We start from the raw sequence: 14,757 nt of genomic DNA on the forward strand, positions 1-14,757 counted from the left end.
CGTGTTACTGAGCAGTATGCCGAGGTCTTACACCTCTCGACTCGCATGGCTTAATCGAACTCCGATAGCAGTGGCCTCTGGCAGGATCAACCAGAATTCAAATTGTACATCTGTACGCACACTTATATCTGAACCTTAATTTCGAGGAATTAGCGGTTACTAAACAAATTTCCGCATTGCCAGTATCAACGTCAGAACCAACTCCGGTCAAGCCGGGTATTGTTGGATCTCCATCAAAGATTGCTTGTGTTCGTCGTGTTTGTTCACTTGAACACGGGCTCATAATGTATGTTTCAAGGATATTTATACCTTGTTACATGCAGTGTTTTGTATTCGGAACCAACCCCGGAATTCACCGGTTTTGTTGGTTCTTTATCACACGCCCTTCGTCGTGTTTTTAGATTAAACACGGGCTTACAATGTAGGTTTCGAGGGTATTTATACCTTCTTGCCTTCATTGTTGCCCAAACTTCGGACCCGACACCGCCTTTGCAGGACGGTTTTCTTCGGGTCTTCATCAGAAATTGTGGATCACATTATTCCTCAGACTACCATTTAAAGGTTGCCCCTTTTGTCCCCCGGTTTCCGGTTGCGATATATTGTCAAGACAAATATTCGCGGAACAGATACTTTGTAAAATCTTCACGAACCGTATTCGGGATTCAGATTCCCTGATTTTGGATAAAAAGGTCCGGGTATGACAAATGGAGAGCCGCGTCCACATGAGGGATTTTCCGGCTTACCATTATAGATTAGGAGATTGCTCCCGAAATTCCAAAACAAGGGTCAATCGGGCAGGAACATGTCCCAGCACAACAACCTGTCGTACGTGGTCGCGCAGGAAACACATAGCACCCGGCCCTACCCGGCCGCACGTATCACATCCGTACTCAAAGGATGCCGGGACCGCTGGGGCGAAGGAGGATACAGGTCCCGGGCACCCGCAATCGCGCATGGTTTTCCGGGCCGGGACGCGGAAATGCCGGAGGTGCCGCACGCAGCTCATGATCCCTCTGCCCTGTACCAGTCGATATCATGGATTGTCCACAATCCGAAATCCCGGCCACAGCTGAAGCATCCGGTATAAAAACCTAAAAAATTTTAAAAAAAGGAGCCAGGGCCGCCGCGGTTATCTTATGCGGCCGGTTCAGGTGCCGGTGCCTGCGGGACGCTGTGATCATAGACCCGGCTGATGTACCGGGCCGTGAAGACCGAGATAATCGGTGTGAGGACCAGCTGGATCACCCACCCGGCATACGGGATCAGCGCAAGCAGGGCAATGATGAGACTGAAGAGAATAACGAGCACCAGCATGATAATGAGGGCGAGGATATACGCCCCCCAGCCGATCGACTGGATCGTGCCGGTGATCGCAGAGAAACGGAGCCCTTCCCTCATGCTGCCGGTGCGGGCAAAACGCACACTGCCAAGAACCGCGTAGAGGCAGGTGATCACGAGTACGATAAGACCGATTAGGAGGACGATGAGACCGGCGCCCACCATCGGGCCCATGGACGCACTGCCCAGAGCGCCAACTATCATGAGGGCAACCGCGATGACAAAGATGACAAGGGCCGGGACAAACCAGACAAACCCGACAATGGCGATCTTTATCCCGTCGAGGTACAGGGAACACCATGCATCAAATTTTGGAGGGGGCGTTATCCCACGGTAGACCCGGACGAGGTACCCCGATACGATAAACGAAAGGAGTATCCCTGCAAGGAAGAGCGCGATGACCTGGGACCACGGGATAAGTTCCCAGTGAATCGTTGTCCCGGTGAAGATCTTCTTTGGATCGAACACGAAATTGATGAAGGCGATGGGCAGGCTGCAAATGATGAAGATGAGCCATGTAACCCAGTTCCCTGCAAGGGCTGCCTTTGTGTACCCTATTGAGTCTGAAACGAGCGTGCCATAATCCATAGTATACGATACTGGAGCACGCCTTATAAAAATGTGGTAATGCACCGGGAATCTCTTTTCCCCCAAAGACCCCCCTTGATATTTTAACTGAAGAATAATCCGGGTTATATGCATATTTAAGAAGTGAAATATGCGTGAATATGGATACAGATTAAGAATTTATTGAGATAGTAATTTTGGGGGGTCTGTGGGGGAAATTAAGCAGGATTCCCCAATGGAAAATACATACTGATTTTCACCTGAGACCCCCATTTTAACCAACAAGGTTTTCTTTGTCCCGTACATTCTTTCTTTTAAGATCTGCAGAAATTTCCGCCCGTGCAGGAGAACATGCACGACGGTTATAACCGATGCAGGATGTTTGAGCGGATTTACATCGAACCCTGCAACTGAGCTTTCGCGTGGTGTCCTGTGAGATATTTCAAGCCCAAACCGGGAACAAAGAGTGCTGTCCGTATCCTGAATACGCCGTTTGCCGACATTACGGCATTTACCCGGGTCGTGCGGGGACTCATCCTTACGAACCCTCTCGGCTGCACGGCCTACCGGGGGGTAAAAAAGTACCATCCTCCCCTGGAGATCGTGCGGGAGATGTACACGGCAAAATTCCAGTACATCAATGACAAAGGGAAGCAGATCGGGACCGGGCAGGAGATGTATGACTCCGTTGACGGGTACGAGCTGGGCGTCGCTGCCATGATCTCCAACATGGCAAACATTGCAGCACACCGGGGGAAGGTCCGGCACATCCAGATGGCAGATCACTTTTTTGTCCTCCTGAAATGCCACGATCCAAACGGAGGGCTCTTTTTTGTGAGCGTCGCCCGCGACCGCATGACAGTCGCATCCTATACGGACGACGCGATCCGTAAGAAGGTTGAGACGTGGGCGGATACGGTGCCCGGGATGATTTGAAGGACACCCGATCTCCCGGTTATCTGCTCCTCTGTGGCGCGGGACCTTCCTTGTTCAAACGCAGATTGGTTGAATTGCCACTTTTATACACAGGGGGGTCGCGCTGACGACCCCTGCCGGACAAACGGTTTAGGTAAATTCTTGTGCACCCTGCCCGAATATCTCCGTAGAGCATGACTGTTACGCAGATAGACAAGTTCTTTCATGTAACGGAGCGGGGTTCCACGATCCGGCGGGAGATCGTGGCCGGCCTCGTAACTTTTGTCGCGATCGTCTACATTATCATCGTCAACCCGGGCATCCTGCGGGCATCAGGGATCCCGTACGAGGCCTGCGTGGCGGCAACGATCGTTACCGCCGCGTTCGGCTGCATTATTATGGGCGCGTATGCCAACCGCCCGTTTGCCGTCGCGACCTACATGGGCGAGAACGCCTTTGTCGCGTATACCGTGGTCGGTGTCCTCCATTACCCGTGGCAGACGGCCCTCGGGGCGGTCTTTGTAAGCGGCATCCTCCTTGTCCTCCTGACCCTGTCGGGCTGGCGGTCGATCATGAGCGATGCTGTCCCCACCTCATTAAAACTCAGTTTTTCTGTCGGGATCGGGCTCTTCCTGGCCTTTGTCGGATTGATCGACTCCGGCATTGTCGTCCTCGGGAGCGGAAGTGTCCCGGTAGAGATCGGCAACCTCCACACGCCGGCCGTCCTGCTCGCGATCGCCTGCTTTGTCCTGACGGGGATCCTCATGGTAAAAAAGGTCCCTGCCGCGATCCTCGCCGGCATCCTTGCAACAGCTGCGGCAGCCTTTGCCTTCGGGATCGCACCCCTTCCTACCGGCATCGTCTCCCTGCCGCCGGACATCTCCCCAACCTTCCTCCAGCTCGATCTTGCCGGGGTGTTCACGCTCGGGATGTTCCCGGTGGTCCTGACCCTTTTTACGATGATGTTTCTTGACACCATGGGGACGCTGATCGGTATGGGAGCCCGGGCCGGGTTCCTCGATGAGACCGGCAACGTGCCCGAGATCGAGAAGCCTTTCCTGGCCGACGCTCTCGCGACCACTGCGGGAGGGCTTCTCGGGACCACGACCAACGGGGTCTTTGTGGAATCGGCTGCCGGGATCGAGCAGGGCGGCCGGACCGGACTCGTTGCAATTGTCGTGGGCGGCCTCCTGCTGCTCGCCCTCTTTTTTGCCCCGCTCTTCTCGGCAATTCCGGCGCTTGCGACCGGCCCGGTGCTGATCCTAGTCGGCCTCATGATGCTCCAGCCGGTAACGAGGCTCGACTTCTCAGATTATGCAGAAGTGATCCCCGCATTTACCGTAATCGCGATGATGAGTTTCACCTACAATATCGGTGTCGGTATGTGCGCCGGCTTTGTACTCTGGCCGCTCTTTGCGATTGTGAGAGGGAAATTCCGGGAGATCCAACCGGCCTGCTGGGCGCTCTTTGTGCTCTGCCTGCTCTTCTTTGTCTTCTACCCGTACTGACGAGTGCCCCGGATACACAAGCTACGGTTGCGGCGAAATGCGCCTGTCTAAAAGAGCACAACCTTGCCGGCCTCTTTTCGTGGCGCATGGATAACGACATGAGGCCCTAGAACAGCCCGCCGACCTGCCATGTGACGGGGTGGGTATACGACTGACTAAATGGATAGTTGCATCGCCCAAGGTATACACACGTGAATGAAATTCTGGTATTACGTGCCGGAACGGACGGATTCACATCCGGATACGGATCTCCCCCTCACTTCCTCCCATGCTCTTTACAGTACTCCTCCAGCGCCAGCCGGGTCGCGTGCCAGCTGTCATCGATCTTGGTCGCGTCGAGAAGTCCCTTGCGGGCCGCAAGGCTCAGGTATTCCTGCGAGTACGGCGAGATCTTCGCAAGCTCGCGGAGGGGGATGAGCGTTTCCCTGCCCCCGGCAATGGCGAGATAATGGGAGAGCGATTCGTTCTCGGCCCGTGCAATGAAACGGGTAAACGCAGTAAGATCCCCGTTATCCGCTTCGCGGAGCGCCCGGTAATACTGCTGCCGGTTCTTCTGGTCGAGAACGATCGGGGGATAACCGTTCCTCATCAGGTAGAGGTTCCCGAGCAGCCGGGCAACCCGGCCATTGCCGTCAACAAAGGGATGTATCGCAACGAACCGGTGATGGAGATATGCCGTCATCTCAACGACCGGGCAATCCTTTTTTGCAACCTCCGCAATCAGGTCATCCATCTCGTGGAGGATATGCGACCAGTCAGCCGGGGAACGAACCGCCCCGGTGATACGCACGTTGCGGGTCCGGTAACGCCCGGCACTCTCAAGAATGCCCCGTGTCACCATTTCATGGATCTGCTGAACTGTGACATGGTTGATCGGTGCCTGTTCGCGGGCCAGCCGGACAATCAGATCGTACCCCTCCGCATTGTTGGTCGCTTCCAGGTGTTCACGGAGCGTTTTCCCCCCGATCGTGATGCCTTCGTCAAGAACAAGTTTTGTTTCGGACAGGGTGAGGGTGTTTCCCTCGATGGCATTGGAGTTGTAGGTATGCAGGAGCCGCATCTCTTCGTGCAGTTTTTCGACCAGATCCCGGTCAAGCGGGCGCAGTGCATCAAGGCGCTCACGTTTCTTCTCGATCCATTCCATGAGATGAGTGTCAGTTTGTGGCATATCGGTATCGGCTGGTTTTTGATTGATCCGATATTCGTGCCGGAGGTATTGAAGGTATTGATAGGGATAGGAATTAGAGGGGAAAACACCACGAGTTACGAGCGATCCCGGACACACAGCCGGGCAGATTACCTGATTGCTCAAAACTGGAAATTGAACCGCCACGGGGGCGCCCATTCGGGGGCGGCGGCATCCATCGCAATCCGGTACGCGGCTTCCTGATAAACGAATTTTAAAGTAATGAGCAGTTATTCAACCAGAGTGCCGGACCGGTCCTCTTCCTCGTCCGCCTTCACCACATGCACCCAGATATCCCCGAAGAACTCCTCCTGCCGGATGTTGCACTGCCCGTCCAGCGCCAAAAAGAGCAGCGGGATGTATACATCAGGAAGCTGCCAGCCGAGATCCTTACAGAGCTCGGCGAGCGTGATCTCGGTGTCCGGGTCGGCGTTCGCGAGGCACTCTTCGATGACCTGCCGGGCCGAGTCCTGGTACCCTTCCTCGTGCGCGATACTGACGACATCGTCAGCTTCGACTAGGTAATCGTCATCAGCCGGGGGAAGCCGGCGGCGCCTCCGCTCCTCTTTTTCAAGGTTCTTGAGCTCGATGATCAGCTCGAAGAGCGTGACCGGGCTCTTCCGCAGGCTTTTCCTGTCGAGTCGGCGCTGGATCTCACGCTCCAGCAGTTCGATGGGGCCGAGGCGACCCTCGTCCTCGAAATCAAGGTCGCCCGCGAGGTCGAAGTCCCCGCTCTCGTCGCCTTCGCCACCCTCATCATCGGTCGGGATGTCCAGCTGCTCGGATTTCATCCGGAGAAGGGTCGCTGCAAAAAAGAGCGTGCGCCCCGAGATCTGGAGGTTGAGCTGCCGGCACCGCTCCAGCTCGGAGAGGAACCGGTCGGTCACTTCGATGATGTCGATGTTCCACGGGTCAATCTCGCCCCGTTCTGCAAGCCCGACGAGGATCTCGACCGGGTCCTCAACGACCCCCGGCTCCGGTTCTTTGGGAGCGTCTGCTGCCGCAGGAGGTGCAACGGTCTGGGCGGTATCAGGATTTTCGGCGGGCACGGCAGCGCCGGTATTTTCCGTCCCGGGCTGCTCCCCGTCCGGGGCCTCTTTCGGGACGGGTTCGCCGGCCCTTCCGGCCTTTACCCCCTTACCCGACCGGCGCTTCCCGTTCTTGTCCGGTTCAGCCATGGACCTTGACTCCGGTAACAAGCGTGCTCTTGTCCGGCCGGCTCGTCACGCCCATGATCCTCTGCGCCGCCTCGATCATCGGCTTACGCAGCGAGACGATGACAAACTGGGACGAGGGGGCAAGATCGGTGATCATCGCCGCGATCCGTTCCACGTTCGCGCCGTCAAGTGACATATCCACTTCGTCAAACGCGTAGAAAGGCGCCGGGATGTGGTGCTGGATGGAGAAGATAAACGCGAGCGTGGTCAGCGACTTCTCTCCGCCCGAGAGGGAGGAGAGGAGGTGGACTTTCTTGTCCCGGGGCTTGACCGCGAACGTGAGCCCTCCGGTGAACGGGTCCTCCTCGTTTTCAAGGACGAGGTTCCCGCTCCCGCTCGTGAGCCGGGCGAAGATCTCCCGGAAGTTGGTGTCGATTGCCTTAAAGGCGGTCATGAACGCCTCGAACTTCATCTTCTCGTACTGCCCGATGCGCTCGATCAGGCTCGCCCGCTCCTTTGAGAGAGTGTCCTTTCTCTCCGTCCGCTCCCCGACCTGCCGCTCGATCTTCTCGTACTCCTCGATGGCGAGCATGTTCACGGCCCCGATCTTATGGATGGCAAGTTCGGCGTCCGCGATCTTCCCCTCGATCTCGGTGAGCGAAAGCTCGGTCTTGACCTCGCCGACAATGGCAATGAGTGCCGCAATCTCGGCGGCGAGCGCAGCTGCCCGCTCCTCAAGGGCAACAAGCTGGATCGTGAACCGTTCCTTGTCGTTATCGAACTTCATCAGTTTTGTTTCCGAGGCGTGGATGCTCTCCGAGACTTCGGCCCGTTTCTTCCGTAGGCCTTCGAGTTCCCCGGAGAACTCCTTCTGTTTCTCTTCGAGTGCGCCAATCACGGTCTTGTGGGCCGCGATCTGCTCGTTTGACCCGGCGATCTCTGCATCGATCTGCCGGTTGCGCTCGTCCAGCCGGGCGCGTTCCTCACCCAGCTCTCCGACCCGGGCCGTGAAGTGCTGGCGCTCGCGGGAGGCATCGTTCATGTCCGCCTCCTTGTTTCTGAGGCGCCGTTCCGCTTCCTCGATCTCTTTCTTCTTCTTCTCAATCTGGTCGGTGAGCGCCGGGATGTTGGTGTCGTCGAGCTTCTTTTTGATCGCGTCGATATTTGCCGTGATCGCGTTCACCGCTTCGGTGACCTTGTCGAGTTCCCCTTCGAGTGCGCCAAGCTCTGCGGCGCTGTTGCCAGTCTCCTCTTTTTGCCGGGCGACTGCCGCCTCGATGGTCTGCTTCTCGACCGTGATCGCCTCGAACCGGCGGGTATACTCCTCGGTGACCGCCCCGGCCCGGGCGACGTTCTGGTCGATCTCGTTCCGTAACGCCCGCTTGCCCTCGACCTCTTCGGTCATGCGCCTGACGCCCGCGTCAAGGGTCGAAGCCTCTCCCGCGAGTTCGGCGAGATGCGACCGGATCCTGACGATCTCATCGTCCACGGCAGCCCCGAATCCCCGGACCGGCTTCTTTGCCGAACCGCCGGTCATCGCCCCGCTCTTTTCGAGCAGTTCGCCTTCCAGGGTGACCATCCGGTACTTCCCGATCAGTTTGCGGGCCCTCTCAAGCGTATCGACCACAACCGTCGCACCGAGCGCCACGGCGAACGCCCGATCGTATATGGGGTCGTAATCGAGGAGGTTGACCGCATAGTCAACGACACCGGGCTCCTTCACCGGCGGAAGCGTGGGCGGCCGGAGCTTGTTCAACGGGAGGAAGGTCACCCGGCCGAGCCGCTCGTCTTTTAAGTACCGGATCGCATCGGCTGCGATCTGGTCGGTGTCGCAGATCACAAACTGAAGCTTGTTCCCCGCAGCGACATTGAGCGCCGTTGCATACTCCGGGGGGGCCCGGCCCTGGTCGGCGATCGTACCGTGCACGCCTTCCATCGCCTTGACCGCCTCGATCGCCTTTCCTCCGGACTCGCCCCGGGCCTGCTGGGCGGCTTCGAGCCGGATCGCATCCTGCTCGGCATCCCTCATCTCCCCGCGCAGCCGTTCGAGGGATGAACGCTGGGCAAAGAGGCCGCTCTCCAGCTCCGATAGGTTCCGGTCGAGTTCCTTTTTCTGGCCGGCAAGCGCAGCGACTTCTTTCTCGTTCCCGGCGAGCTGCTCCTTTTTCTGGGCATACTCCTCGTCGAGCTGCTTCTGGAGTGCCATGAGGCGTTCAAGCTCGCTTGTCCGCATCCGGCTCTTCTCGATAAGCATGTCCTGCTGGTGGAGGATCGTGGACCGCTCGCCTTTCTTTCCCTCCGACTCCTCCATCAGGGCGAAGAGTTGCTGCCGTGACTCCTCCGTATCCGAGGAGTACTGCCGGATCTCGGTCTCGACTTTTTCCAGCTGGGCTTTATCGGTCGCCACTTCCATCGCAATATTCGTGCGGTCGATCGTGAGCGTGCGGATCTGGTCGGAAAGTTCCTGGACCCGGGCCTCGGCCCTTTTCGTGTCCGCAAAAACCCGGTTCATCCCTTCGAGATTTGTTTCCTTGTCTTTTTTCAGCCGGTTGATCGTCTGCTCGGCGAGTTTGATCCCGCTTTTCGCCTCTTCGAGATCGGCGATCAGTTTCAGGTAATCCGGCCCACTCTTCTGGTTGATGAGCTCATCAACATCCGCGAGATCGGCCTTGAAGTAGGCAAGTTCATTCTCCTCAAGGCCACGGTCTGCCTCGACCCGGGAGATCTTGATCTTCTGCTCCTCCGCTGAGGAAAGGAGCGTGGCCCGTTCCTTCTCCTTGTCGTGGAGCTGGGCGGCAGACCGGCACCCCTGGTAGAAGGCGAGCTCTTTCTGCCACTTCTGGTATTCGAGCGCGTGTTCCCGCTCTTTTTTCAGTTCGTTTGCCCGTTTGGTGAGTTCGATTAAGAGAAGTTCCTCGCGCTCGATGCGCTCCCTTACCACGTCAAGCTCGGCAAGCGACTGCTGCTTTTTGGTATCGAATTCGGAGACCCCGGCGATCTCGTCGATGATCTTCCGGCGCTCGTTGTCGTTCATCTCCATGATCCGGGTCACATCGCCCTGCATCACGACGTTGTACCCATGAGGGATGATACCGAACTTTGAAAGGTGATCGACAATGTCGCTCTGCTTACAGAGCCGGTCATTCAGGTAATTGTAGCTGTAATAGCCGTTTCCCGTCCGTTTGATCCGACGGCGGATCCTGGTCCCGTCAGAAAACGCGATTGCGACCTCAGCGGTGTTCTTCCCGGAGTTGAGGTTGATGAGATCGGTGAGTTTCTCTGCCCGCAGGTTGCGTGAACTCGAAAGTGCGAGGACAAAAAGGATCGAATCGATAATGTTACTCTTCCCGGAGCCGTTCGGGCCGGATATTACAGTGAAACCCTCTAAAAAGGGAATTTTTGTCTTTTTTGAAAAAGACTTGAAATTGTCTATCTCCAGCTCTGTGATGTGCAAAGATCCGGCTCCTGATACAGCTTACTTCTTTGCAGGATCAGATGACTTGGACTTGTCTTCTTCAACAGCGTAGATGAGATCGCTCTGCTTGGGCTGCTTGACAGATATACCCTTCTTGTTCCGCCCGTAGCCTGCCGAGGCGACGATGTAATCCTTTTCCCCGCGCCGGGGTTCAAGCTTCATCGTCCCGTCGGTCTGCATGATCATATCCATCGCAGGCTCTGCCGGGGCCTCCGGTTCAGCATCCGCAGCCCGGGAGCCTTTGCGGATGACAACCGTGCTTCCACCCTGTTGAGGTGCCGCACTGCCGGCAACTGAGCCGGGCACCTGCGATCCCTGAACGATTGGCTGCATGCGTTTGAGTTCCTGACGGCTGCGTTCCTCGGTCTGCTTAGACATCTTCATCGCAATAGACTTGAGGTCGAGGAGCTCCTGGGTGAGCCCCTTGACGAGCGCTTCCATCTCGTTGACCTTCTTTTCGAGCGCTGCAACACGGTCCTCGCCTGCACCGCTTCCTGAACTTTCCATCATTTTGATCATTCTCTCCTTTTCATCAAGTTCGAACTCTAAGTACCTGATCTTTGCATCCGGTTGCACCATGCCATACCTGTATAAGACCTTGTGATATATACTGGTGCGGCGCACTCCTTATTAATAACAGTAGTGATCTGCAGATGAGGAAAAAAGGGTTTGTGCTTCTTTTTCACTAAAAATCGGGTGCAGGATCCGTGTAACCTATCCGGTCCGGGCCCTACATGCGTTCTGCGGCACGTCGTATTGCCACGATAAACAGCATTTCTGCCTGCCGAAACCAGTTTTTCATTATCCCTCTGCGCTCATCTTAAGAAAAGGTATTACCTAATCCAAGCCAACCTTTCCCGCATATGTCGTATCTTTCCCAAACTGATCCAGAAATAGCAGATATCATTGAGAAGGAACGGCTCCGCCAGACAAACGGTCTCGAACTTATCGCGTCCGAGAATATCGTCAGCCGTGCGGTGCTCGAGGCAATGGGGTCGATCATGACCAACAAGTATGCTGAGGGTTACCCGGGAAAGCGGTACTATGGCGGTTGCGAGTTCCATGATATGGCCGAGAACCTTGCACGCGACCGGTTGAAAAAACTCTTCGGTGCAGAACATGCAAACGTCCAGCCTCACTCGGGCACCCAGGCGAACATGGCGGTTTATTTTGCGTACATGAAGCTGGGAGAGAAGATCCTCTCCATGAAACTCAACCAGGGCGGTCACCTCTCGCACGGGTCTCCAGTCAGCTTTACCGGCAAGTTCTACCAGGTTGCCCAGTACGGCGTCGACCCCAAAACCGAAACGCTTGATTACGGTGCGGTAGGAGAGATGGCAAAGAAGGAGAAACCGCAGATCATCGTCTGCGGTGCATCCGCCTACCCCCGCACGATTGATTTCAAGGCATTTCAGGAGATTGCCGATGATGTCGGTGCTTACTGTATGGCCGATATCGCCCACATTGCAGGCCTCGTCGCATCGGGCATTCACCCGACATCGGTAGGTGTGACCAATTTCACGACCACCACCACCCACAAGACCCTCCGCGGACCCCGGGGCGGCGCGATCATGTGCAACAACGAGTATGCACAGGCGATAGATAAGGCGGTCTTCCCGGGTATGCAGGGAGGTCCCCTGATGCACACGATCACGGCAAAGGCGGTCTGTTTTGAGGAAGCCCTCAAACCCTCGTTTAAGGAATACAACAAGCAGATTGTGAAAAACGCGAAAGTACTCGCAGAGACCTTAATGAACAACGGCATCCGGCTCGTCTCGGGCGGCACGGACAACCACCTGATGCTCATCGACCTCACCAACCAGCACATCACCGGTCTTGAAGCGGAAGTGGCGCTCGGTAAAGCCGCCATCACGGTGAACAAGAACACGATCCCGAACGAGACCAAGAGCCCGTTTGTGACGAGCGGTCTCCGGGTCGGCACGCCGGCCGTTACCTCACGGGGCATGAAAGAGGCCGAGATGCGCCTGATCGGGAACTGGATCTCTTCGATCGTCAAGGATATCAAGAACGAGACGCTGATCCAGAAGGTCAACCGGGAAGTCACTGCGATGGCAGGGAAGTTCCCGATTTACCCGACAGTATAATAATCTCTTTTCTCATTTTCTATTTACAGGGGGATTTTGGCAATGGTCACCATTCTTGACGGGAAAGCGGTATCGGAAAAGCGGCTCGAACTCCTCAAGGAGGACATCAGTGAATCCGGCCTGTACCCCCGGCTTGCCACCGTGATCGTGGGAGGCGACCCGGCCTCGCAGATGTATGTCCGGATGAAGCACCGGGCCTGCGAGCGGGTGGGCATCGGATCGGTCGGGATTGAGTGCCCGGGCAACGCCACCACGCAGAAGGTGCTGGAGACCATAACCCGGCTCAACGGTGATGCAGATATCAACGGCATCCTCGTCCAGCTCCCGCTCCCGAAGCAGATCGATACCGACAGGATAGTCTCAGCAGTCCGGATCGAAAAGGATGTAGACGGGTTCCACCCGACCAGTCTTGGCCTGCTGATGAGCGGGAAGCCCGGGTTTACCCCCTGTACCCCCACGGGCATCATGACGATCCTCAGGGAATACAAGATACCGGTCGCCGGTGCCCTGGCAGTAGTTGCAGGACGGAGCATCGATGTCGGGCGGCCGATGGCAGCACTGCTCACAAACGCGGATGCGACGGTGACCGTCTGCCACAGCAGGACAAAGGATCTGCCTGCCGAATTAAAACGGGCAGATATCATTGTCTCGGCTATCGGGAAAGCGCACTTCATTACAGCAGATATGGTAAAACCCGGCGCGGTCGTGATCGATGTCGGTATCAACCAGCTGAACGGCAAACTGGTCGGCGACGTGGACTTTGACGCGGTAAAAGAGATTGCATCGGCCATCACCCCGGTCCCCGGCGGCGTCGGCCCCATGACCATTGCAACGCTCATGGAGAATACCTTTGCCGCAGCAACGAGGATGGAATGAAGTCCTGCCGGGTGAACAAATTGGAGATTGGGGGAGATGCCCCGGTCCGGCTGATGGGCGTCATCAACGTGAGCAACGAGTCTTTTTATTCCGGCTCCTATGTGCCCCTCGAAGAAGTGCGTGCGACGGCGGTCGCGATGATCGAGCAGGGCGCCGACATGATCGATATCGGTGCACGGAGCACGGCGCCAAACGTTCAGGCGATCAGCGGGAAAACCGAGGCGGAACGGATCGATGCCGCATTAACGGAACTGGACGGGAGCGGGATTACCCTCTCTGTCGATACCATCCACCCGGGTGTGCTCGACATCTGCCTGAAGCATGACATCCACGCGGCTAACGATATTGCAGGGTTCCTCTCCCAGGCCTATGCAGAGAAAGTAGCGGACGCCGGCATCCCCGCGTTTGTAATGGCAGCAAACAGCCAGCCCGGAGACCCGGTCGGGGTCGAAGCGACACTTGCCGCGCTCGAAGGCGTGATGCGGCGGTGCGAGGCAGCGGGGGTAAACGACTACGTGCTCGACCCCGGTGTCGGCACCTGGATCCCCCTGCGCTCGGTCGATGACGACTGGGAACTCTGCCGGCACTTCGACGAGTTCCTGCGCTTTGACCGCCCGGTGCTCGGCGCCGTTTCCCGGAAGACCTTTATCGGGATGCTCCTGAACCGGGTGCCGGAAGAACGGCTCCCGGGCACCCTTGCCGTGACGGTAAAACTGCTCGAAAAAGGCGCGTCGATCATCCGGGCCCATGATGTGGCTGCCACCCGCGACGTGATGAAGGTCTGTGAACGCATGGGGAAGAGCGCATGAATACCTCTTTTACCGTGATCGGGCTCTCCACCGGCATCATCAGGCCCCGCGATCCGTTTACGGACCGGATTATCGATGCGGCAAAGAAAACCTGCGGCGGTTTTCATAACGGGGATATCCTCGTCCTTGCCGAGACGGCGGTCGCGACCTCAGAGGGAAACGTGGTCCGGCTCGACTCGGTCACCCCGTCCCCGCATGCACGGGAACTGGCGGAAAAATACCACATGGACCCCCGGACCGTGGAAGTTGTCTTAAAAGAGAGTGATTCGGTGGTCGGCGGCATCCCGGGATTTTTGCTCTGCATGAAACAGGGCACGCTCCTCCCCAATGCCGGCGTGGATGCCTCAAACGCCCCGCCGGGCTGCGTCACCCCCCTGCCAGCCGATCCGAACGGGAGCGCACTTCGTATTAAAAACGAGATCGAAGGGCAGTGCGGGATAAAAATCGGGGTGCTGATCATCGACAGCCGTACCCATGCGATGCGCCTCGGGTGTTCCGGGGTTGCCATCGGCTGCTCCGGCATCACCTCGGTCATTGATGACCGGGGCAGGAGCGATCTTTTCGGCCGCAAGCTGGAAGTGACAAAACGGGCGATCGCGGATAACATCGCATCCGCCGCCGAACTCGTGATGGGCGAGGCGGATGAGTGCACGCCGGCCGTCATCGTACGGGGCCTCGGCATGCCCATCGGGGATCAGATCGGGGTCGATACCATCGATGCCGATGAATGCCTCTTTATGGGCGTGTTCCGGAAGAGCCAGATATAACAATATCAGGCAGTCGTAAACAGGCCGCCACACTTTTTTTTAAACAACTGAAAG

The 14,757-nt window shown here is 57.0% G+C and carries 12 protein-coding genes and 1 rRNA gene; 7 read left to right on the forward strand and 6 right to left on the reverse strand.

Annotation, left to right across the window (positions count from 1 at the left end):
* A 16S ribosomal RNA gene (locus WCX19_RS11200) occupies positions 1–97 on the reverse strand; the annotation flags it as partial.
* Between the two features lie 705 nt (positions 98–802).
* Between WCX19_RS11200 and WCX19_RS11205 the strand changes: the two genes are divergently transcribed.
* Positions 803–1,087, forward strand: coding sequence for a hypothetical protein (locus WCX19_RS11205; RefSeq protein ID WP_373008128.1), 285 nt, complete (start codon positions 803–805; stop codon positions 1,085–1,087).
* 47 nt (positions 1,088–1,134) lie between these two features.
* Here WCX19_RS11205 and WCX19_RS11210 read toward each other — a convergent pair whose 3' ends face one another.
* Positions 1,135–1,926 (reverse strand): DUF4013 domain-containing protein, encoded by a 792-nt coding sequence (locus WCX19_RS11210; protein ID WP_373008130.1) that lies wholly within the window; start codon positions 1,924–1,926, stop codon positions 1,135–1,137.
* A 411-nt stretch (positions 1,927–2,337) separates the two neighbouring features.
* Here WCX19_RS11210 and WCX19_RS11215 point away from each other — a divergent pair, with 411 nt between their 5' ends.
* Both WCX19_RS11215 and WCX19_RS11220 read left to right on the forward strand, forming a co-directional pair.
* The gene (locus WCX19_RS11215; RefSeq protein WP_373008132.1) at positions 2,338–2,841 is read left to right on the forward strand and encodes a hypothetical protein; all 504 of its coding nucleotides are present in this window, start codon (positions 2,338–2,340) and stop codon (positions 2,839–2,841) included.
* Positions 2,842–3,014: 173 nt separating this feature from the next.
* A complete protein-coding gene (locus WCX19_RS11220; protein ID WP_373008134.1) occupies positions 3,015–4,328 on the forward strand; it encodes an NCS2 family permease in 1,314 nt (437 codons plus the stop codon).
* Between the two features lie 256 nt (positions 4,329–4,584).
* Here the strand turns inward: WCX19_RS11220 and WCX19_RS11225 are convergent, their stop codons facing one another.
* From WCX19_RS11225 to WCX19_RS11240, 4 genes are all read right to left on the reverse strand, one after another.
* Positions 4,585–5,496 (reverse strand): Fic family protein, encoded by a 912-nt coding sequence (locus WCX19_RS11225; protein ID WP_373008136.1) that lies wholly within the window; start codon positions 5,494–5,496, stop codon positions 4,585–4,587.
* A gap of 248 nt (positions 5,497–5,744) precedes the next feature.
* A complete protein-coding gene (locus WCX19_RS11230; protein ID WP_373008138.1) occupies positions 5,745–6,692 on the reverse strand; it encodes a segregation/condensation protein A in 948 nt (315 codons plus the stop codon).
* Positions 6,685–10,125: a chromosome segregation protein SMC gene (gene smc, locus WCX19_RS11235; protein ID WP_373008140.1), complete on the reverse strand. Its 3,441-nt coding sequence runs from the start codon at positions 10,123–10,125 to the stop codon at positions 6,685–6,687. The genes WCX19_RS11230 and smc overlap by 8 nt, the downstream gene beginning before the upstream one ends.
* Before the next feature lie 21 nt (positions 10,126–10,146).
* A complete protein-coding gene (locus WCX19_RS11240; protein ID WP_373008142.1) occupies positions 10,147–10,725 on the reverse strand; it encodes a hypothetical protein in 579 nt (192 codons plus the stop codon).
* A gap of 284 nt (positions 10,726–11,009) precedes the next feature.
* Between WCX19_RS11240 and glyA the strand changes: the two genes are divergently transcribed.
* Genes glyA through cofE form a run of 4 tightly spaced genes read left to right on the forward strand, consistent with a single transcriptional unit; the run spans position 11,010 to position 14,703 of the window.
* Positions 11,010–12,251, forward strand: a complete 1,242-nt coding sequence (glyA, locus tag WCX19_RS11245; protein ID WP_373008144.1) for a serine hydroxymethyltransferase — start codon at positions 11,010–11,012, stop codon at positions 12,249–12,251.
* Positions 12,252–12,293: 42 nt separating this feature from the next.
* Positions 12,294–13,127, forward strand: a complete 834-nt coding sequence (folD, locus tag WCX19_RS11250) for a bifunctional methylenetetrahydrofolate dehydrogenase/methenyltetrahydrofolate cyclohydrolase FolD (protein WP_373008218.1) — start codon at positions 12,294–12,296, stop codon at positions 13,125–13,127.
* Entirely contained in the window at positions 13,124–13,936 is an 813-nt protein-coding gene (gene folP / locus WCX19_RS11255; RefSeq protein WP_373008146.1) for a dihydropteroate synthase, read from the forward strand. Before folD ends, folP begins: the two co-directional genes overlap by 4 nt.
* Positions 13,933–14,703 (forward strand): coenzyme F420-0:L-glutamate ligase, encoded by a 771-nt coding sequence (gene cofE, locus WCX19_RS11260; protein WP_373008148.1) that lies wholly within the window; start codon positions 13,933–13,935, stop codon positions 14,701–14,703. The genes folP and cofE overlap by 4 nt, the downstream gene beginning before the upstream one ends.
* The last annotated feature ends 54 nt before the right edge of the window (positions 14,704–14,757 follow it).

This window comes from Methanoregula sp. (assembly GCF_041663825.1).
Classification (GTDB): Archaea; Halobacteriota; Methanomicrobia; order Methanomicrobiales; family Methanospirillaceae; genus Methanoregula.